Origin of the sequence: Longilinea arvoryzae (genome assembly GCF_001050235.1) — a bacterium.
Lineage (GTDB): Bacteria > Chloroflexota > Anaerolineae > Anaerolineales > Anaerolineaceae > Longilinea > Longilinea arvoryzae.
Window position 1 is genome coordinate 1469616 of record NZ_DF967972.1, and the last position, 21085, is coordinate 1490700.

The following is a 21085-nucleotide window of genomic DNA, read 5'->3' on the forward strand; positions in this document are numbered from 1 at the left end:
GCAAGTGTTTGCAGAACCCACCGCACAAACCCATGCACTTCGTGCAGGGCGTACCGGCGGCACGGATTCGGGATTTTGACTTACACCGCGCCGGGTGCTGGTGTACCCTAAAGGGTATTTCACGACCCGGAGGTAACGAAGTACTCCCTTGAAGATCATTTATGAAGAATATTAATAATTTCCCGATTACCCTCTTGACTTTTGTCTGCAAATTGCTAATATAGATGTGACCGGTCACGTGACCGGTCACAATCCCCCAACCGCTGTTCTTTGAGGCAGCCTTGATCAAAAAGAATAAAGCCACCATTTACGATGTCGCCGAAAAAGCCGGTGTGTCGAGGCAGACGGTTTCACGCGTTTTAAATAACCGACTGGAAGTGTCGGAGGAGACCAGGCAACGGGTTAAAGAAATCATGGCCGAACTCAACTTCCAGCCAAACGCTGTTGCGCAGAGTCTGTCCAGACAAAAAAGCTTTCTATTTGGGGTTGTAACCTCCGGCTTGAAATACCTGGGTCCTTCGCGGGTGTTAAGCGGAATTACGAACAAAGCCGAAGAATTGGGTTATGGCTTGCTGCTAAAAGAGGTCCAAAATTCAAATTCCGCCAATATCATCCCTGTACTGGATTGGTTTAAAGCGCATCAGGTGGATGGGATCATCTGGGCAGCTCCAGAGGTTGAAGATAACAGGCAATGGATTAAAGATGTTCTCCCCATGATCGATATCCCGATCATTTTCCTGACCATGGAAGAAGAAGAAAACGTCACGATTGTCACAACCGACAACTTTACCGGTGCCAGGGTGGCAGTAAACCATTTGATCCAGAAGGGCAGGAAAAACATCGCTCATATTTCTGGTCCGCTCGATTGGTGGGAAGCCAGGCAACGGAAGATGGGCTGGGAATCGGCATTAACAGAAGCCGGGATCCACGTGGACGATCGCATGTGGACACAGGGTAACTGGTCTTCGAAAAGCGGAAAAACAGCCTTTCTGGAATTGATTGAAAAATATCCCGAAGTCGATGGGATCTTTGCCGGGAACGACCAGATGGCTTTAAGCATCCTCCAGACTGCACCAGAAATTGGCAAAAGGATTCCACAAGATCTTTCGATCGTCGGGTTCGATGGGATTGCTGAGTCGGAGTTTTATATCCCGTCGTTATCGACTGTTTATCAAAATCAGGACGAACTGGGGCGTATTGCAGTAACTGAGTTGGTTTCACAAACTGAAATGAAATTGAAGGAAAACAAAGCCGTGGAGCCAAAATACATCACAATTCAACCTGAATTAATAATCCGCCAAAGTTCGTAAATCGAAGAAGGAGGTGGTTACTTTCACGATCTTGTTAATGCGGAAATGCTCCAATTGATATGGGACCAACCAGAGCATTTCCAGGAAAGACGAACAAACTCATGTGATGTTGAGTTTATTCGTTCGTTAAATTGTAACTCAAAACGATCAAACCTGTCATTAGGAGGAGAGTATGTCTATCCGGAAGAACTCGTTCAAGTTCCTGCTTCTGGCTGTGATTCTTACCATGGCTCTCAGCGCCTGCGGCTCTGCAGCAACCACCGCTGCCCCCGCTGCCACCACTGCCCCTGCTGCTCCTGCTGCCACCACTGCCCCCGTTGCCGAAAATACTGCTCCCTTCGGCCAGGCGGCCTGTGGCCCGAATTGTACCTACAAAGACATGGTAATGTGCTTCCCTCAGCTTGGCGCTGAAAGCGACTGGCGCACGGCCGATACCGCTTCATTCAAAGATGAAGCTGCAAAAGACGGATTCCAGTTGGTATTCTCCGATGCCCAGCAGAAACAGGAAAACCAGATCTCAGCGGTTCGGGCCTGCATCCAGCAGGGTGTCAGCGTAATTGCCCTGCCCCCTGTGGTTGAAGACGGATGGGACGCTGTGTTGACCGAGGCTCATAATGCCGGTATCCCCGTCATCATCGTCGACCGCTCCGTCAGCGCAGACGCATCCCTCTATGTTTCCCACATCGGCTCTGATATGAAGCTGGAAGGGCAGCGCGCCGCGGATGAATTCAATAAGAAATTCCCCGATGGCGCAAAGATTTTGGAACTCTCCGGTACCACCGGCTCCGGTGCTGCAGTTGGTCGGGCTGAAGGTTTCCGCTCCAAACTCAACGCAAACATCGAAATCATCGATTCCCAGACCGGTAACTTCACCCGTGCCGAAGCTGTTCCTGTAATGCAGGCCTTCTTACAGAAATACAAAGCCGGCACCGATTTCCAGGGCATCTTCATTCACAATGATGATATGGGCCTTGGGGCTATCGAAGCTTTGAAGGCTGCTGGTGTGAAACCGGGCGATCTCTTCATCGTTTCCGTTGATGGCACGCGCGGTGGTTTCCAGGCCATGATCGATGGCTGGTTCCAGGCAGATGTCGAATGCAATCCTCTGCTCGGACCGCAGGTTGCAGAGATGTCGTTGAAGATCATGAACGGCCAAGCAGTCGAAAAGAATGTTTTGACCAATGAGACCGTTTACTATCCCGATAACGCTGCCGAGCTGCTGCCAAGCCGCAAATACTAGATCGGGCTTGAACTCTGCGAGAAGTCTCCGCACTTCCGCATGAGTGAATCTGGTGTTGACAGGGAGCGGCATGGCAAGTACCTGCCGCTCCCTGCAGAGAAACGCAATGAATCATTGAGGATCTCATCGTTTCGGATGGGCTGACGGGTTGCAAGTGTAAAGAACGGACACTTCGCAGCAGTGATTGCAACAAGTTCCATTACGATCATGGCTGGGAAGTAAAGCGATCCGATCATGTCGATGATCAGTCTCCGATCTAGAGCGTGGCAGGAGAGACATGAACCAGAAGTCATTTTTTAGACGATTCCGTGACAGCCAGATTTTCTGGCCCCTTGTGGCCTGGATCATTATCCTGGTTTTCGATGCCATTATCGACCCCACCTTTTTCAAACTTGGTATTATTGAAGATCCGACCTACGGGAAGCATTTATACGGCAACATCGTAGATATTTTCAACAACGGCGCGCCCCTCATGCTGGTGGCCATCGGTATGACGCTGGTGATCGCCACTGGCGGCATCGATCTATCGGTCGGCGCCGTGATCGCGATTTCCGCAGCAATGGGCGCGGTATTGATCAACCCGGCGCTCGGAAACCAGTTGATCTCGAATGAGATCCTGACCAAGAATGCAACAAATACCCCTCTGCCGATCATCATTCTGGCGGATTTACTGGCGGGCACACTATGCGGGCTCTGGAACGGTCTTCTGGTCTCCAGGGTGAAGATCCAGCCGATGGTGGCTACGCTGATCTTAATGGTTGCGGGCCGCGGGATTGCCCAACTCATCACGAACGGCCAGATCATGACGATCTATTACACACCCTATTTTTGGTTTGGCAACGGCTATATCCTGGGATTACCAGTTTCAATTTATATCGTAGCGTTGATTCTGATTTTGGGTTGGGCTCTGGTCCGAAAAACATCCATCGGCCTGTTCATCGAAACGGTCGGGACCAATGCCAGGTCGGCTTATTACAGCGGTATCAACGAAAAGAATGTCAAATTATTTGCCTACATGTTCTGCGGTTTCTGCGGCGCGATCGCCGGTTTGATCCTCAGCTCCTACGTTCACAGTGCGGACGGAAATAACAACGGCTTGAATTACGAACTGGATGCCATCCTGGCGGTTGTCATGGGCGGTACGATGATGACCGGCGGGCGGTTCAACCTGCTGGCCAGCGCGATCGGCGCAGTGGTGATCTGGACCTTTACGGTTACGGTCTATCACCTGGGCGTGCCGGCCAATGCGCTGCTGGCAGCAAAAGCCATCCTGGTCCTCGTTGTCATCCTGCTTTATTCTGATTACACGCGCCGGTTTGTCAATCGAATCACCACGAAACGAAGAGTAGCCAAGCATGAAACATCAAATTAGCCGCTTCTTGATAAAAAACGGTGGTGTGCTCTTACCCTTTGCGGTTTTCCTCGTGATTTATTACGCCGGCGGAAAATTGTATCCCACCATGCAGAAGCCGCAGGTCTTCTTCAACCTTTTCATCAATGATTCCAGCCTGTTGCTCGTAGCAATTGGCATGACGCTGGTGATCCTGACGGGTGGGATCGATCTTTCGGTAGGTGGAATCATCGCCCTCGTCAGCACGGCTTCGGCGGCGATGCTGAAAGACGGTGTCAGTGCGTATATCGTCATGCCGCTGATGATCGTCCTCGGTGTTGCCCTGGGCGGCCTCATGGGTTGGATCATTCAGGACCTAAAAGTTCAACCCTTCATCGCCACCCTGATGGGGCTTTTCTTCGCCCGGGGCATGGCATATATCATCAGTCTGACCTCTGTTCCGATCAAGAACGAAGTCTATAAAACCATCGCCCTGACCCCCATTTACATTCCCTTCTTCCCGAAAACGTACATCTATATTCCCACACTGGTCGGTCCGATCATGCTTCTGGTGGTGATCTACCTGGCCTATTTCACGCGGTTTGGGCGCACGATCTACGCCATCGGCAGCAATGAACAATCGGCCATGCTGATGGGTTTGCCGGTGCGGCGTACCAAGATCATGGTCTATGCCTTCAGCGGATTGTGCTCAGCCCTGGGCGGGATCGTCTTCAGTCTGTCGTTATTGGCAGGCTACGGGCAATTTGCCACGGGCATGGAGCTCGACGCCATCGCGGCGGTCGTGATCGGCGGAACTGCATTGACCGGTGGAATCGGCAACGTGATCGGCACCCTATTTGGCGTGTTGATCCACGGCACGATCGTTTCCGTCCTCCAGTTCAATGGGACGTTAAGCTCATGGTGGACCCGTATCGGTGTGGGATTATTGACCCTGCTTGCCATTGGCGTGCAAAGTGCCTTCTATGTCAGGAAAAAGCGCTCCTAGGAATCTCATACTGACTGAGCCAACCGGAAAAGATCGAGGTAATGTATGAGCGAGACAGTGGACAAAATCGTCAACATGGAAGGCATTTGCAAAACCTTCTTGAGCGTACAGGCGTTGGATAACGTCGATTTCTCACTGATGAAGGGCGAGATCCATGCCCTGGTGGGCGAGAATGGCGCGGGGAAATCCACCCTGATCAAGATACTCACGGGCGTTGAACAACCCGATGCCGGCGTCATCCTGATCAACGGACAAAAAGAGGCCATCCGCTCCACGCAAAATGCCCAGGCACTTGGCATCAGCACGGTGTACCAGGAGGTCAACCTTTGTCCGCATTTAAGCGTGGCAGAAAACATCCTCATTGGCCGGGAACCGCATAAATTCGGTTTCATCGACAGAAAGGCCATGGACGCCGGAGCCAGGGAGATACTACGCGGGCTGGGCGTGGATATGGATGTTACCCAGCAGTTGGGGACCTGCTCTGTGGCTGTGCAGCAAATGGCAGCCATTGCGCGCGCTCTGGAAATCGCGAATGCCAAAGTCCTCGTGCTCGATGAGCCAACCTCCAGCCTGGATGCCAATGAAACGGCGCAGCTTTTCACAGTGATGCGCAGGTTGAAGGGCGAAGGTGTATCCATCATTTTTATTACTCATTTCTTGAACCAGATCTACGAGGTTGCAGACCGGATCACGGTTTTGCGCAACGGCAAGCTGGTCGGCACTTACGACGTCAAATCGCTGTCGCGTTTTGAATTGATCACCAAGATGATCGGCCGTTCCCTGGTGGAATATGACGAGATGGTGAATATCAAGAAGGAGAGCCGAAAATTCATCAAGAGTGAAGCCTGGCTGAAGGCGGAACAACTGTCCCGCGCCGGGTCGGTGGAACCGTTCGACCTGAATCTGCGCGAGGGGGAAGTCGTCGGGCTTGCAGGCCTGCTGGGTTCAGGGCGTACCGAGATCGCCCAACTCCTCTTTGGGATCGATAATCCCACAGGTGGGACGTTGAGCATCGATGGCGCCAAAATCGAAGATTTCGCGCCGCTGAAATCCATCGGGCGCGGGGTGGCGCTCTGCCCGGAGGACAGGAAGGAGTCCGGCATCATAGGCGACCTGACGGTTCGTGAAAACATTATCCTGGCCATGCAGGCCGGCCTGGGGTGGTTCAGGTTTCTTAAAAAGCAGGAACAATACGAAATTGCAGACAGGTACATAAAACTTTTGAATATTGCCACTCCATCTGCCGACCAACAGGTAAAGAATCTGAGCGGTGGTAATCAGCAAAAGGTCATTTTAGCCCGATGGTTGGCAACCAATCCCCGGTTGCTCATCCTGGATGAACCCACAAGAGGAATAGATGTGGGCGCAAAAGCGGAAATCCAGAAGCTGGTTCTCTCGTTGGCAGAGGAAGGTAAATCGTGTGTGTTCATATCTTCAGAATTGGAGGAGGTGTTACGGACCAGCCACCGGGTGGCTGTCATGCGTGAACGCAAGATGGTAGCTGAATTCACAGATGAATCCGGCGACCAGATCATGCAGGCAATCGCTGGAAGCTGATCGTGAAATGGATCGAAGTTTTCAACAGGAGAGGTTGATGTGATACTGAAAAACCCCGAACCCTGCCTGGGGAGTATTTATCATAACTGCTTTGTTCATTAAGAGATGAGTTTTATGCGGAGCGGCAGGGTAGGGCAGGAAACAACGGAATCATGGTTATTGCGCGAAAACCTCTCAGATTTTGAACAACCGGACGGATGTCTCATTGGAGACTCGCGGACGGGATCAATCGAACACCCGAAATGTGAATCCACTCCAGAGCTTTGGAGTGTGGTTTGGTTCAACAGCGCAGGATTCACTTTGACGAAATCAGGAAGATTCGGAAGCCGGATAAACGGGGCGCGTGGAAAAAGAGCTTATATGTTGGAAGAAAGGGTGGTGTGATCGATGGAAGGTTGTCAGAATTCACAGAAGGGTTACGAGTGCGGAAAAATGATCCTGGGGATCGAATTTGGATCCACTCGCATTAAAGCCATCCTGATCGATCAAAACCATGAGCCAATCGTCAGTGGCAGCCACGAATGGGAAAATCAGTACGTGAATGACTTTTGGACGTACAGTCTCGAAAGCATTTGGGTGGGTTTGCAGGATTGTTATTCAAAGTTGGCAGACGCTTTCAATCAAAAATTCCAACACCCATTATCGGCAGTCTCTGCTATCGGTTTTAGTGCCATGATGCACGGATATATGCCATTTGGAAAGGACGGTGATTTACTGGTGCCGTTCCGTTCCTGGCGCAACACAACGACGGGACAGGCCGCCGAACAACTGACGGAGCTATTCCAATTCAATATTCCTCAAAGGTGGAGTATCGCTCACCTGTATCAGGCGATCCTGAACGGGGAGAGCCACGTCGCAGACGTCCGTTACCTCACCACGCTGGCCGGCTACATCCATTGGAAATTGACCGGCCGGAAAGTTTTGGGCATCGGCGATGCGTCGGGTATGTTCCCGATAGATGGCAGCAGCCAAAACTTCGACCGGCACATGATGGAGTTGTTCAACTCGAAAGTCGCAGAGAAGAATTATCCATGGAGGCTCGAGGAGATTTTACCCGAGGTAGCCATGGCGGGTAACCCGGCTGGCTTTCTTTCAGAGGAAGGCGCGAGATTGCTTGATCCCAGTGGGCGGTTACAGGCAGGTATCCCCCTGTGCCCGCCCGAGGGTGATGCAGGAACAGGCATGGTTGCCACCAACAGCGTGGCGGAACAAACGGGCAACATCTCTGCTGGCACGTCGATTTTTGCCATGATCGTCCTGCAAAATAAGATTTCCAAAGTTTACCCGGAGATTGATATCGTCAGCACGCCAGCCGGTAAACCCGTGGCGATGGTCCACAGCAATAATTGCACCTCCGATCTCAACGCCTGGGTGGAGTTATTCCATGAATTCTCGAGCGCGATTGGCCAGGAGGTCAGTCAGCCCGAGATATTCGAAAGGCTTTTTCAAAAAGCGTTGGAAGGCGAGGCGGACTGCGGAGGTCTGCTCGCTTATAACTATTTTTCCGGTGAACCAATCACGCGTCTGGAAGAAGGACGGCCGTTGTTCGTCCGCATGCCCGATAGCCGATTTTCATTGGCCAATTTTATGCGGATGCATCTGTATTCGGCGATCGCCACTTTGCGGATTGGCATGGACATCCTCTTTATCGATGAACAGGTCAGGATCGGTCAATTGCTGGGTCACGGCGGTTTTTTCAAAACCAAGAGTGTGGGCCAGCGCATCATGGCCGCGGCGTTGAATGTCCCAGTTTCTGTTATGGAGACTGCAGGTGAGGGGGGCGCCTGGGGGATCGCCCTGCTAGCGGCGTACATGTTGAATAAGGGCAGCGGCGAGTCGCTGGAATCTTATCTGTCAAAAAGGGTTTTTACCGGTGCACCCGGCTCGACGATCTACCCTGACCAGGAGGATGTTCGTGGATTTGCGGTTTTCATGGGTCGCTACAAAGAAGGATTGATCATTGAAAAAACCGCGGTGCAATCCATGAAGTGATGAATATTGATCGTTGTTTTGGTCTGCGCGTAAAAAATTCCGCTACAGGACAACGAATTAACGATAAATGGAAAAACATGATGGAGGAAACAATGCCAAAAATTGAAGAGAATGAAGTCTGGTTTGTCGTGGGTTCACAGTCATTGTACGGATCCGAAGTTCTGGAGACTGTGGCGCGACGCAGCCAGGAAATGGCATCGTATATCAACTCAAACAAAAACGTTCCCTGTAAATTTGTTTACAAGGGTACGATCAAATCAAATGAAGAAGTCACCGCGATCGTCAAACAGGCGAATTTCGATGATAACTGTGTAGGAATCGTCGCCTGGTGCCACACCTTCTCTCCTTCAAAGATGTGGATCAACGGGCTTAACCTTTTACAAAAACCCTATTGCCATTTTGCGACCCAGTACAATGTCGAAATTCCCAACGAAGAAATCGACATGGACTTTATAAACCTCAATCAGGCAGCCCATGGTGACCGCGAGCATGGATTCATCGGAGCGAGAATGCGTCTGCACAGGAAAGTGATTGTCGGTCACTGGAAAGATGAAAATGTCTTAAAGGAGTTGGGGAAATGGATGCGTGCCGCGGTAGGTTATAAAGTTAGCCAGAACCTTTCCGTTGTCCGCTTCGGTGATAATATGCGCGAGGTGGCCGTCACCGAAGGCGACAAGATCGAAACGCAGATCAAATTGGGTTGGCAGGTCAATACCTGGCCGGTGGGAGATCTCGTGGACGAGATCAGTAAGGTGACAGACGAAGAAGTACAAGTGAAAGTCAAAGAATATCGGGCAGAATACCAACTCGACACCGATGATCTTCACGCCGTTAATTATCAAGCCAAGGAAGAAATCGCCATGGAACGCATCCTGCAAAGGGAGCATGCGGATGCATACACCAATACCTTCCAGGATTTGTGGGGGATGGAAGAGCTTCCGGGCATCGCCTCACAGCACCTGATGGCCCGGGGTTACGGCTACGGCGCGGAGGGTGACTGGAAGACCGCTGCGATGGTCCATATTATTAAAGCGATGACGCAGGGGCTCAAAGGCGGCAGCTCTTTCATGGAGGATTACACCTATCATTACGAAAAAGAGAATGGTTACTCGCTTGGCGCCCATATGCTCGAAGTTTGCCCGTCCATTGCAGCAGCAAAACCGCGGATCGAGGTTCATCCGCTTGGCATTGGCGGAAAAGATGCCCCAGCTCGACTCGTATTCGAAGGGCACGAGGGGAAAGCGGTGGTAATTTCTCTGATTGACATGGGAGGAAGGCTGCGCCTCATTGTGCAGGATATCGAGTGCGTCAAACCGATCATGGAGATGCCGAACCTGCCCGTTGCCCGGGTGATGTGGAAGATCAAACCGAACCTGCGCGAAGGCATTCGCCAGTGGATCACAGCCGGCGGCGCTCACCATACGGTGCTGACCTATGATGCAACACCAGAGATGCTTGAAGATTGGGCAGAGATGATGGATATTGAGTTTGTCCATCTCACACAGAACACCACTACTGAAGAATTGAAAAAGGAACTCCACGTCAACGACCTGCTCTGGAAATTGAGGTGATATGCTGGAACAATTACGACAACAAGTGTTGGAAGCCAACCTGCTTCTACCTAAATTCGGACTTGTTCAGTTCACCTGGGGTAACGTCTCGGGGATTGACCGTGCCAGTGGGCTCGTAGTGATCAAACCATCAGGTGTGAAATATGAAGCGTTGACCGCGGAGGATATGGTAATCGTTGACCTCGACGGAAAAACAATAGAGGGCAAACTCAATCCTTCCTCCGATACACCAACGCATATTGAACTCTACAAAGCATTTCCAAACATTGGTGGCATCGTGCATACTCACAGTCGTTGGGCGACCAGTTTTGCTCAGGCCGGTAAACCGATCGAACCAACAGGCACAACGCATGCAGATTATTTCTATGGCACAATTCCCTGCACCCGGCACATGACTTCCGCTGAGATTACCGGGAATTATGAGATGGAAACGGGCAAGGTGATCATCGAGACATTCCTGTCCCTTGATCCCGATTCGATTCCGGCGGTTCTTTTCCAAAACCATGGCCCCTTCAGCTGGGGGAAAACGCCCGAAAAAGCTGTCGAGACCGCGGTGGTTCTGGAGGAAGTTGCCTTTATGCAATACCATGCACTGATGCTCAATTCAGGCCTCCTGCCCATGCAGAAAGAACTCCTGGATAAACACTTCCTCAGGAAACACGGGAAAAATGCCTATTATGGACAGAGGTGATAAAAACGCAAAATATAAAGATCAGGGGAGGAATTTACTATTCTGTATAAATTGACAGCGATCACCTAGAGTATCTTGTTCGACAATACATTCTGCAATTAATGACCTGCCGAACCAAGTAAAACCGATTCGATACGAACGCTGATCGGCAATATCATCCCCTTGAAAAACCGCAGCATGAGCAGGCGTGGATACCTTACAGGGTGCTTCGTGATCCGAGTTCTTCAGTTTGCCCCTTTTATCTTTTTTAAAGTCCCTAAAACGAAAAATGTACTTTCTTTCTGTGCAAGAATTTAGCTAAATAATTGAGCAGAATCAACATCACCAAGGTTCTTATCAAAGATAGCCACGCTGGAGGCTCAAACCAAAGGTTTGGAATATGGAATAAGCCGATAAGCGCATAATGCGCCAAATAAAGCACCAGGGGGTTTTCACCCCAGTCACACAAAAAATCTCGGCGTTCTTCTAAATGAAACCATCGTCCTATCGCATCTACCGCCCCGAATATCGCGCCACATAACGCCAAGCTTACTAATATATAGCTCGCAGAAACGAGGTGTTTGGAAATGGGTGCAATGGGGGAAAGAGCGAGTCCCCCCAAAGCAAGCAATAAAACGGCGTAAGCCATGGTTAGCTTCTTTTGAGAATACATCTCAAGTAGAACGGTCGCCAATATCAGCATCGCGCCCCAGGAAATGGCACCCAGTATCCCGCCATGGAGATGCGTTAAAACCTGTTCTGAAAGCCAATAGGTTATCGAACACTGATAGATTGCGAGTATTGCCATCGCGATCAAGGTGCGCCATACTGGTTTCAAACGAATTACCGCAAGGGACATAAGCCCCGATACACCGAGTGCTTGAAGGACTCCCCAATCTGCTCCTTGTACAAAATAGACGCCGACTCCGCTAAATATTGCTCCCAGACCAATAAATGCCAGATTGCGCTTTATCATAGAAACATAGGCATCGACTTTATTATTGGCATATCGCTTTTGGAAGGATGCCATAAAGGTCAATCCCATGGCAAAGATAAACATAGGCGCAACAACATCAGCCAGAGTGTATCCAATGCCTGGCGCGTGTTTCAGAAAAGCAGGAATGCCATTGGCTGTGGCCAGGTCGTTAACCACCGCCATCAATAAGATTGCAAAGCCACGATATCGGTCCCAACTCAATATTCGCTTCATGCGATATCTTACGGAAGTGCGTTTTGGGGAGGAAATATCAGTTCCTGCCAGATGGTCTTGGATTCGACGCGCTCAAAAATGGATGCCGAGGTCTGAATAATACATGATTTTGTATCGACAAACTCGGAATACGGTATTGCGAGATGAATCCAAGCTTCGTTTGTTTGAACCAAATCAATCGAAGAATCGAAGCCGACTGTATAGACCTGTCCGTTCTGTACGGTGATGGTCGAGTGTGATATTTCCCCTGAATTACTTTCGGAAATCAGCATAAATTGATATATAACTTTGGGATTAACAGACCCTATCGTTTCAAGCATTAGATGTAAGATTCCATCCGTAGATATTTCCCCATAGAGGGCTTTAATATGCTTCGCATCGTCAGCAGAACGCGAAAAAATGCTGCCGGTAGGAGTGACGCAAATCTGGTTGTCCACGGAGGGTCGTATCTGGTCGCCAGTATGCTTGCCATATTGGAGCACCGGCTGTTTATAAACTGCAAATAGTTCATTATCGCGCGCAAAAGAATGAAGATACTTGTTATCAACAATCAGTTGACTGGGATATTGGTCAATGACATTTAGAGCCAATTGTTTGTCTTCTGCTGTGATGGGCAGAATCTGCCATTCAGTAACCGATAAGCGCAAGTTGACGGGGGGCACAAGGTACGGTCCCGCGTTTCGAGGATACATTGCCTGGGGCCAGGTGTTGAAGGCATGGTGTGTGAGATATAGATACTGAGGTATGCCATCCATTCCAAGGGAGCGTAGCGCAAATTGCATCATGGCATTAACCGATGCATGATCAAGATTTTCGTCATATGGATGCGGCATGATGATCAGGTCGGGCGAAACCTCATTAAGAACAGTTTTAATATCCTTAAACAGACTCTCACCTGCTAGTGCAGGCATATCGCCATTACTATTCTCATACGGAACGACACTTGATCTTGTCCAGGGGTCAAAGTAAGGAGCCTTAATAAACCAGTGGTAAAGTAGCATCTCCTGGCACCCACGATCCGGGTATCCAAAGAATCGAATGTTTTCAGGTGGAATGCCCAATAAGGCAAGGCCATTAATTGTCTCACGCTCACGAAGTTGCCCCAATCGAATATAGTCGCTGCCCGTCAGGTTCAGTTTCTTTGAGCTAAGCATGATGTCCGGCGTGAAGCCGTCTCCGTTAGTAATAATTGCGAAATAAACTTTGCTGCCCTGACTAAGAAGACGTTTAATTAGAATAGAATCAGTCAGCATCTCATCATCATTATGAGGTGCTACGACCAGAACTCTGCTTGCCTGGGGAATTTGCATTAATGGTAGAGTATGATAATAATCCGAATTGACTTTACAAAATATCAACCATACTCCTCCATAGCCTACAAGAGCAATTGCTAAACAAGCTAGAACAACCTTAAAGCTGCGTTTCAGACAAAGTCTTTGGCATTTTCCTTTTAAGGCCGTCATCGTTTATCCCTTCATAATAGCATCTCTCGCTTTTTCGTTAATCTTCGCTAAAAAAGAGATGCTAACAATTCTGAAATTCCACATCCGATGGTTTTTACCGACAAATTTATCCCAGAAGGGTGAAGGTTGTGGCTGAACACAATAAATTAAAGCATAGTTCCCTCCATTGTACGGCATATTAGCGATAAATTTCATAAACGAATGTGGAAATGCTTTTTCTCGGTCTGGTTCATTTACAAACAACAAATTGGGAAATAGAAACAGGTTTTTTCAGGAAAGACTTTTAGCTTAGCTATCTTGATAAGGATATTTTCTTGAGAGTTTCTACACAACACTTCTTGCCATTCTGATGATCCTTCCGGCTAGAAATATGTACTTCATGCGAAAGGTCTTGGTTTGTTGGTGGTATTCCGTTCCACTTGCAAGGTCCATCTTGCCTGCGCTGGCGAAGCAGGAACAGGTGAACAGTAGAATTTGGTCGTTATGCCACCCTCAGTACCTGAAAGATGGTTTCTTTCACCCAAAGGATTGGCCATCCGGGCAGGTGAATCCTCTACCCGCTCCTTTTTTCATTGCCCAATGGGCCGCGGACGCGAGCCCTGCGCACAGCGGTCGTAAAATGTTGTGCCTGTTTCCATGCATCGCGAACCGAAGAATGAAAAACAGCTCGGGACGAGCTGTCCACGTGACAATTGGCCTTGCGTTGAATCATCCGTTGTAATGAATCGGGAGGTAAGAATACCGTCATTTGGATGATTTTTTAACCTTAAAAATAGTTGTATTTCTGTTTGATGCATGTCATAATATCGGTATCGATACCGGTATCGTTACCGGTATCGATACCGAAAAGGTCCCCCCGCATGAACAATAAAAAACAATCTGTAACCATACAAGATGTTGCCAGGGATGCTGGCGTGTCCGCCTCCACAGTTTCTCGGGTGTTAAATGGCAAATCCGATGTTGCCAAAGAGACCCAGGACCGCATCCTTTCAGTCATTGAAGAATTGGGCTTCACCACCAATCTGGCCGCTCGCAGCATGAGAAGCCGGAAGAAGAACCTGATCGGTTTAATCATGCCGGATATTGCTTATCCTTTTGCAATTGAAGTCATGAAGGGTGTGAACCGGGCAATTGCGGAATCGGAATTTGATCTTCTGGTTTACACAACAGGTAACGTGCGCAAAAGCGGCCGTGCACACCATGAAAGAAAATATGTTTCTCTGTTAACCAAATCCATATCTGACGGGGTAATCATTGTTGCGCCCGTAGTGGGTGAATTCAATACCGATGAACCCATCGTTTCCATCGATCCGGTCATGAGCAATCCGACAAATCCTTCCATCCACGCCACCAACTATCAGGGCTCCATGGAAGCAATGGAATACCTGATCGGACTGGGGCACAGAAGGATTGGGTATATCGGTGGGCGTATCGAACTTGAAAGTTCGAACCGTCGTTTGCTCGGATACCGTGATTCCCTTAAAAACGCCAATATTCCTGTTGACGAAGAATTGATCGCTTCAGGCGATTTCACAACAGAGACGGGCATCAGTTGTTCTCGAACGTTACTCTCATTGCCAAATCGTCCTACGGCGATCTTTGCATCCAATGACCAGATGGCAATGGGTGTTTTTCAAGTTGCCGAGGAGATGGGGCTGCGCATCCCAGAAGATTTCTCCCTGGTTGGTTTTGACAATATCCCCGAATCAAAATACCTGGGCTTAACCACAGTGGATCAATTTATCTCTGAAATGGGATATATTGGCACGCAAATGTTGATCAAGATTATCAATGGAATTCCTCTGGATCAGCAGACTTATCGCATGCAAACACGATTGGTGGTTCGAAATTCCTGTCGTGCACTAGAACCCATGAAATGAAATAAATACTCAAATAATGCTCGAAAATTTTGAGTCATTGAATTTCAAGGAGAAGGGAGGTAAGGAGACTCAAACAATTGCATGAATAGCAGGTCTTCTCTTTGACCCTGGTGAGCTAAAAGAAGACCTGCCGATTTGTGTGGAGGATTTCTCCGCACGTCTCAATTATATCGTGTAAGTAACCTGAAAAGGAGAAGAATCATGGCTCGTAAGTTGTGCTCTTTACTCAGCGTTGTGTTCATTGCAGCTTTTTTGCTGTCTGCCTGCGCAACCCCTACAGCGGCGCCAGCTGCTGCCACGGATGCTCCTGCTGCTGCCACTGATGCTCCAGCTGCTGCCACGGATGCTCCTGCAACTGAAGTTGCTGCCGAACCAGTGACCATCACCTGGTGGCACATTTCCACCAAGGACCCTGCTCTTTCGGATTGGCAGAAGATGGCTGATGATTATATGGCTGCCCATCCCAATGTGAAAATTGAGATCACCGTCCTTGAGAACGAAGCTTTTAAAACCAAACTGACCACCGTGATGCAATCAGGTGAAGTTCCCGATATCTTCCAATCCTGGGGTCAGGGTGGCATGATCGAGCAGGTAAACGCCGGTTTATTGAAAGACATCACCGCAGATCTTGACGCCAATGGCGGCGAATGGCGCAACAGCCTCGGTGCCTTGGACGCCTTCGCTGTGGATGGTAAGAACTACGGCGTTCCCTGGGATATGGGCGCGGTTACCTTCTGGTACAACAAAGATCTCTTCGCCCAGGCTGGAATCAAACAGGTTCCCACCACCTGGACAGAATTCCTGGCCGACTGCGAAACTTTAAAAGCTGCCGGCATCACCCCGATCTCGGTGGGCGAAGGCGACAAATGGCCCGGTATGCACATTTGGGCTTATCTCGTCTCCCGTATTGGTGGCGCTGATGCATTCGCCGCCGCTGCTGCAACTGGCGATGCCCGAACCGGCACATTTGAGGACGAAGCTTTTGTTAAGGCTGGGTATGAACTGAAGAAGCTCGTCGATGGCGGCTACTTCCAGGAAGGTTTCTTGGGCGCGACCCACGATGAAATGAACGCCACGTTTGGCAATGGCAAAGCCGCCATGGAACTTGGTGGACAATGGTCTCCCTCTGTTGAGGCTGCCAACAGCGCCGATTTGGTTGGTGTTAAGAACCTCGGCATGTTCTCCTTCCCGGCAGTTGAGGGTGGCAAAGGGCTCGTGACCGATATTGTTGGCGGCGGTAATGGTTTTGCCATCGGCGCCAACGCTGAACCCGAAGCCATTGACTTCGTCAAATACCTCACCTCTCTTGACAATCAGAAAGTCATCGCCGCCTCCAACACCGGTATCCCGGTGGCAAAGGGCGCCGGCGTAGCTCTGGCCGATCCCAACATGGTGTTGGTATCGGATGCAGTTGCCAATTCCACCTACTATCAACTGTATTTTGACCAGGTGTTACCCCCCGCTATGGGTGGCATCATCAATGACGCAGTACAGAAGATCTTCGCTGGAACAGCAACGCCTGAAGAAGTCTGCGCCGAAATCGAAGCCGGTTTCTTGGCACAATAACCATCTTTGCCAGGTCTGACAGGTGCGTGGGAGGCTTTACTTGCCAACCCGCACCTGTCAGAAACTTGAACGATCATTTCCCCAGGTGTATTTATCGACATGAAGTTAACCCAGCAGACGCTTTCTATGGGGCTGTATTTGTAAGGTCGATTTTTCCCGGACGCCCGAATAGACCAGACGCAGAGAAAGAGCAAAATGCAATCCTATTCCGCCACTCAAAATTCTATCCTGCCTAAGAAAGGTTCACGCATCTCGCGTCGTGTGAATGATCGGTTGGTTATCGTTCTTTTTCTGCTGCCGGCTCTCATTATTTTCCTGCTTTTTGTGATTTATCCCATATTCCGTTCAATCTACTACAGCACTTTTGATTGGAAAGGTCTGGGGGCAGCGGTTAATAATGTAGGTTTGGATAACTATATAAAGATCCTTGATGATGAAGTATTTCTAAAATCTGTAAAAAACGTCCTGATTATTATTGTGCTATCTTTGGCGCTGCAGCTTCCCGCGGCGATCGTCCTGGCAAACATGGTTGGGCGCAACCTGCCGGGTAGAGCGCTGTTCAGGACGACATTCTTTCTACCTTATGTGCTCTCAGAAGTAAATACGGGCATCATGTGGATGTTGCTCTACAACCCCGATCCGGAACGCGGATTTATTAACGGCATTTTGGTTCAATTGGGTTTGCACCCTGTAAATTGGCTCGCAGATTTGAACGTGGTTCTCATCGCAGTCTTTATTTCCCTGACGTGGAAATACTTTGGTTTTCACTTGCTTTTGTATCTCACCGGGCTTCAGAACATTCCTACGGAAATTGAAGAGGCTGCACGCATGGATGGCGCGAATTCTATTCAAAGCTTTTTTTTCATCACCATACCGTTGTTGAGCAGCACAATTAAAACTTCAGTCTATATGTCAGTTTTAGGATCCATTCAGCAATTTATTTTGGTTTGGATAATGACAAGGGGTGGACCGGTAAACGCCAGTGAGACAATGGCGACCTATATGTACCGATTTGGATTTGTCAGATTTCAATTCGGATACGGGTCGGCAGTCGCGATCATCATGTTCATCATCTGTCTGATTCTCTCACTTGTTTACCTGCAGTTAACCCGTAAACCTGATTATCTTACCGGTTTATAGAAAGGGCCTCGTCATGCGAAAAATCATCCCCACCCCTCGCTGGATGCAGAAGAGTGTTCCAAGGATTTTTCAATATCTCATCCTTACGATTACGTCAATCCTGGTTTTCATTCCCATTGTGATCCTGCTTTTTGGCAGTGTAAAAACCACGGGGCAGATGTATTCTCATCCCTACTCGATTCCCAATCCGCCCAATTGGGATAATATCATCGGCATATTGTCGACGTCCAGTTTTTGGCGATTGATGAAAAACAGCTTGATCGTCATGTTGTCGACCACGACGATTACTGTTACTGTGTGTGCGTTGGTCGCTTTTGTTTTCGCACGCATGGAATTCCGAGGCAAGAATTTCTTTTTCAATCTTTTCACCCTTGGTTTAATGTTTCCCATTAACGTGGCGATCTTACCGGTCTACTTCGTCTTAAGGCAGATGGAACAATTCGGCATCAATGTGATCGACAGCCTGGCGGGTGTCATTTTAGTGCAAGCCGCATTCCAGTTGTCGGGTAACATTATGATTCTGCGTGGATTCTTCACAGCAGTCCCCCAGGATTTGCAGGATGCCGCCTATATCGACGGCTGCACCAATTTTGATTTCTTCTGGCGCATTATGATCCCATTAGTCAAACCATCCTTGGCAGCTGTGGCGGCGTTGGTCATGATTGCCAGTTGGAACGATCTGCTGGTTCCACTTGTGGTTCTCAATAGCGATTCATTGTGGACCTTGCCGTTAGGAGTCATGCAATTCCAGGGTCAATACGGTCAGGATTTAGCGTTGATCTCAGCATTTGTGGCGTTGTCATCCATTCCGACGATTATTTTTTACTTCTTTGCCGAAAAACAGATCGTATCGGGCTTGACGGCCGGAGCAGTCAAAGGGTAATCGTCTTGATGCGAATAATGCAATCCTTGTCAACGATCGGTTTACGATAACCATCCTGTCATTGGTTGTATCTACTAAAGGGAATTTATTTGGAGTCTTTGATCTAAGGAGCATTTCATGACCATTATTTCTACATCGGAGAAGCCAATTTATCTGGATTCATCGGTATCGGTTTCCGAACGGGTAAAGGATCTTGTCGGTCGTCTCACATTGGAAGAAAAAGTTGGTCTGATGGGCCATGAATCAAAAGGTGTACCCAGGCTCAATATTCCTCGATATAACTATTGGAGTGAAGCTCTTCACGGGATTGCCCGAAGTGGAAAGGCAACGGTGTTTCCGCAGGCAATCGGCATGGCCGCAACCTGGAACAAGAATTTAATCCGCGAGGTTGCCTCTGCCATCGGTGATGAAGGCCGGGCAAAATATCATGCCGCCTTGCGCCGTAACGGCTACACAGACCAATACCAGGGACTAAATATGTGGTCTCCAAACGTGAATATCTTTCGTGACCCGCGCTGGGGGCGCGGACAGGAAACCTGGGGAGAGGACCCATTCTTAACAGGCGAAATGGCAGCCGAATTCGTTCGCGGACTGCAGGGTGATCATCCAAAATACCTGAAAACTGCCGCATGTGCCAAACATTTAGCGGTTCATTCTGGTCCAGAAAAAGATCGTCATACCTTCAACGCCATTGTTACCAAACGTGAACTTTTTGACACATACCTGCCTGCATTTAGGAAATTGGTGGTTGAAGCCGATGTCGAAGCTGTAATGGGTGCGTATAATCGAATCCTGGGTGAGGTATGCTGCGCCAGCAAATTACTACTTGAAGATATTCTGCGCGACCAGTGGGGGTTTAAGGGTCATGTGGTCTCCGATTGTCTGGCGCTTGCGGATTTTCATCAAAGCCACAAGGTAACAAAAGATGCGGCAGAATCCGCTGCACTGGCGTTGAAACACGGCTGCGATTTGGGTTGCGATCATGTTTTCGATGAGATCCCTGAAGCCATTGCCAGGGGATTGATCACAGAAGCGGATGTTGACCGGGCGCTCGAGCGTTCCCTTGCCACCCGCTTCAAGTTGGGCATGTTCGACCCGCCTGAAGAAGTGCCTTATGCCTCCATCACCACCGATGTGGTGGGCTGCGAAGCTCACCGGCAATTGGCATATCAGACGGCTGCCGAAGCGGTGGTGCTGCTGAAAAACAAGAACAACATCCTGCCGATCAAACCTACCACCAAGAAAATATTCGTCACGGGGCCTACGGCAACCAGCGTGGAAGTCCTGTTGGGCAATTATTATGGATTTAACAATCAAATGGTGACGCTGCTTGAAGGGATCACCGGTCGAGTTCCTGAAGGCATGGGAATGGAATACCACTCGGGCGCCATGTTGAAACATCCCAGGGAGATCAAGGAAACCTGGGCACCGGCCATGGCGCAGAACTCAGATCTGGCAATCGTGTGCGCGGGGTTTTCTTCGTTTCTCGAAGGTGAAGAAGGTGAGTCTTTGCTCTCTCCGCAAAATGGCGATCGGAGTAGTATTTCCTTACCGGCCAGCCAGGCGAACTACATTAAAGAGCTTGCCATTCATGGCGTAAAGATTGTGCTTGTCTTGACCGGAGGCAGCCCCATTGCCCTGGGAGAGATCGAAGACATGGTGGACGCCGTGGTGTTCATCTGGTACCCCGGAATGGAGGGTGGTAGGGCGGTGGCCGATGTTCTGTTTGGTGATACTTCTCCTTCAGGCAAGCTACCGCTGACATTCCCAAAATCGCTGGATCAACTGCCTGCTTTTGATGATTACAGCATGAACAGGCGCACTTACCGATACTCAACCGAAGAACCGCTTTATCCTTTTGGGTTTGGCCTGAGTTACAGCCGATTTGAGTATACGGACTTGCAGATAGACAAACAGTCGATCAAAGCAGGCGAGGTTTTGCCCGTCAAAGTCACCCTTCGCAACCAGGGCAATCGGCGAGCTGCAGAAGTTGTGCAGTTATATCTGAGCGATCTCAAAGCATCGACGATTGTGCCGCTTCATCACCTGATCGGATTCGAGAAAGTCACGCTTGAAGCTGGAGAGAGCCGGGACATCCGTTTTTCTGTGACACCAGACATGCTGTCTTTCTATAATGATGATGGCAAACTAACGCTTGAACCCGGAGAATTTAAACTGGAAATTGGCGGGTGCTCACCCGGTAAACGCGGCCAGGAATTGGGCGCTCCATCACCTGTCATCGCTTTTTTCGAAGTCAAATAGGAGGA

Annotated in this window: 15 protein-coding genes; 13 read left to right on the plus strand and 2 right to left on the minus strand. The window is 49.4% G+C overall.

Features of this window, described 5'->3' with window-relative positions; all coding sequences use genetic code 11:
• Nucleotides 1–281: 281 nt before the first annotated feature.
• The 8 genes from LARV_RS06595 (at nucleotide 282) to araD (ending at nucleotide 10697) form a co-directional block, all read left to right on the plus strand.
• A complete protein-coding gene (locus tag LARV_RS06595) occupies nucleotides 282–1310 on the plus strand; it encodes a LacI family DNA-binding transcriptional regulator (RefSeq protein ID WP_075072892.1) in 1029 nt (342 codons plus the stop codon).
• Between the two features lie 172 nt (nucleotides 1311–1482).
• On the plus strand, nucleotides 1483–2550 hold the full coding sequence (locus tag LARV_RS06600) for an ABC transporter substrate-binding protein (protein WP_075072893.1): 1068 nt from the start codon (nucleotides 1483–1485) through the stop codon (nucleotides 2548–2550).
• A 277-nt stretch (nucleotides 2551–2827) separates the two neighbouring features.
• Nucleotides 2828–3922 carry an ABC transporter permease gene (locus tag LARV_RS06605; protein WP_075072894.1) on the plus strand — a complete coding sequence of 365 codons (1095 nt, stop codon included), beginning with the start codon at nucleotides 2828–2830 and terminating at the stop codon, nucleotides 3920–3922.
• On the plus strand, nucleotides 3906–4886 hold the full coding sequence (locus LARV_RS06610) for an ABC transporter permease subunit (protein ID WP_083522378.1): 981 nt from the start codon (nucleotides 3906–3908) through the stop codon (nucleotides 4884–4886). The genes LARV_RS06605 and LARV_RS06610 overlap by 17 nt, the downstream gene beginning before the upstream one ends.
• Nucleotides 4887–4931: 45 nt before the next feature.
• Nucleotides 4932–6443, plus strand: coding sequence for a sugar ABC transporter ATP-binding protein (locus LARV_RS06615; RefSeq protein ID WP_075072895.1), 1512 nt, complete (start codon nucleotides 4932–4934; stop codon nucleotides 6441–6443).
• 432 nt (nucleotides 6444–6875) lie between these two features.
• Nucleotides 6876–8435, plus strand: coding sequence for a xylulokinase (locus tag LARV_RS06620; RefSeq protein WP_201785885.1), 1560 nt, complete (start codon nucleotides 6876–6878; stop codon nucleotides 8433–8435).
• A 92-nt stretch (nucleotides 8436–8527) separates the two neighbouring features.
• The gene (gene araA, locus LARV_RS06625) at nucleotides 8528–10006 is read left to right on the plus strand and encodes an L-arabinose isomerase (protein WP_075075136.1); all 1479 of its coding nucleotides are present in this window, start codon (nucleotides 8528–8530) and stop codon (nucleotides 10004–10006) included.
• 1 nt (nucleotide 10007) lies between these two features.
• Nucleotides 10008–10697, plus strand: a complete 690-nt coding sequence (araD, locus tag LARV_RS06630; protein WP_075072897.1) for an L-ribulose-5-phosphate 4-epimerase — start codon at nucleotides 10008–10010, stop codon at nucleotides 10695–10697.
• Between the two features lie 256 nt (nucleotides 10698–10953).
• Here araD and LARV_RS06635 read toward each other — a convergent pair whose 3' ends face one another.
• On the minus strand, nucleotides 10954–11886 hold the full coding sequence (locus LARV_RS06635; RefSeq protein WP_075072898.1) for a heparan-alpha-glucosaminide N-acetyltransferase domain-containing protein: 933 nt from the start codon (nucleotides 11884–11886) through the stop codon (nucleotides 10954–10956).
• A gap of 8 nt (nucleotides 11887–11894) precedes the next feature.
• Nucleotides 11895–13349: a PIG-L deacetylase family protein gene (locus LARV_RS06640; RefSeq protein WP_083522379.1), complete on the minus strand. Its 1455-nt coding sequence runs from the start codon at nucleotides 13347–13349 to the stop codon at nucleotides 11895–11897.
• Between the two features lie 860 nt (nucleotides 13350–14209).
• Here LARV_RS06640 and LARV_RS06645 point away from each other — a divergent pair.
• The 5 genes from LARV_RS06645 to LARV_RS06665 all read left to right on the plus strand — a co-directional run bounded on the left by LARV_RS06645 (nucleotide 14210) and on the right by LARV_RS06665 (nucleotide 21080).
• Complete coding sequence (locus LARV_RS06645; RefSeq protein WP_075072900.1) at nucleotides 14210–15229, plus strand: LacI family DNA-binding transcriptional regulator; 1020 nt, start codon at nucleotides 14210–14212, stop codon at nucleotides 15227–15229.
• Nucleotides 15230–15430: 201 nt separating this feature from the next.
• Nucleotides 15431–16795: an extracellular solute-binding protein gene (locus LARV_RS06650; RefSeq protein WP_075072901.1), complete on the plus strand. Its 1365-nt coding sequence runs from the start codon at nucleotides 15431–15433 to the stop codon at nucleotides 16793–16795.
• 195 nt (nucleotides 16796–16990) lie between these two features.
• Nucleotides 16991–17935, plus strand: coding sequence for a carbohydrate ABC transporter permease (locus tag LARV_RS06655; protein ID WP_083522381.1), 945 nt, complete (start codon nucleotides 16991–16993; stop codon nucleotides 17933–17935).
• Nucleotides 17936–17948: 13 nt separating this feature from the next.
• Complete coding sequence (locus LARV_RS06660) at nucleotides 17949–18818, plus strand: carbohydrate ABC transporter permease (RefSeq protein WP_075072902.1); 870 nt, start codon at nucleotides 17949–17951, stop codon at nucleotides 18816–18818.
• 117 nt (nucleotides 18819–18935) lie between these two features.
• The gene (locus LARV_RS06665) at nucleotides 18936–21080 is read left to right on the plus strand and encodes a glycoside hydrolase family 3 C-terminal domain-containing protein (protein ID WP_075072903.1); all 2145 of its coding nucleotides are present in this window, start codon (nucleotides 18936–18938) and stop codon (nucleotides 21078–21080) included.
• Nucleotides 21081–21085 lie beyond the last annotated feature (5 nt).

Bases quoted from the DNA above. Each gene is read 5' to 3' on its own strand.
- LARV_RS06600 (WP_075072893.1), top strand. From the start codon at position 1,483: ATGTCTATCCGGAAGAACTCGTTCAAGTTCCTGCTTCTGGCTGTGATT.
- LARV_RS06605 (WP_075072894.1), top strand. From the start codon at position 2,828: ATGAACCAGAAGTCATTTTTTAGACGATTCCGTGACAGCCAGATTTTC.
- LARV_RS06610 (WP_083522378.1), top strand. From the start codon at position 3,906: ATGAAACATCAAATTAGCCGCTTCTTGATAAAAAACGGTGGTGTGCTC.
- LARV_RS06615 (WP_075072895.1), top strand. From the start codon at position 4,932: ATGAGCGAGACAGTGGACAAAATCGTCAACATGGAAGGCATTTGCAAA.
- LARV_RS06620 (WP_201785885.1), top strand. From the start codon at position 6,876: ATGATCCTGGGGATCGAATTTGGATCCACTCGCATTAAAGCCATCCTG.
- araA (WP_075075136.1), top strand. From the start codon at position 8,528: ATGCCAAAAATTGAAGAGAATGAAGTCTGGTTTGTCGTGGGTTCACAG.
- araD (WP_075072897.1), top strand. From the start codon at position 10,008: ATGCTGGAACAATTACGACAACAAGTGTTGGAAGCCAACCTGCTTCTA.
- LARV_RS06635 (WP_075072898.1), bottom strand. From the start codon at position 11,886: ATGAAGCGAATATTGAGTTGGGACCGATATCGTGGCTTTGCAATCTTA.
- LARV_RS06640 (WP_083522379.1), bottom strand. From the start codon at position 13,349: ATGACGGCCTTAAAAGGAAAATGCCAAAGACTTTGTCTGAAACGCAGC.
- LARV_RS06645 (WP_075072900.1), top strand. From the start codon at position 14,210: ATGAACAATAAAAAACAATCTGTAACCATACAAGATGTTGCCAGGGAT.
- LARV_RS06650 (WP_075072901.1), top strand. From the start codon at position 15,431: ATGGCTCGTAAGTTGTGCTCTTTACTCAGCGTTGTGTTCATTGCAGCT.
- LARV_RS06655 (WP_083522381.1), top strand. From the start codon at position 16,991: ATGCAATCCTATTCCGCCACTCAAAATTCTATCCTGCCTAAGAAAGGT.
- LARV_RS06660 (WP_075072902.1), top strand. From the start codon at position 17,949: ATGCGAAAAATCATCCCCACCCCTCGCTGGATGCAGAAGAGTGTTCCA.
- LARV_RS06665 (WP_075072903.1), top strand. From the start codon at position 18,936: ATGACCATTATTTCTACATCGGAGAAGCCAATTTATCTGGATTCATCG.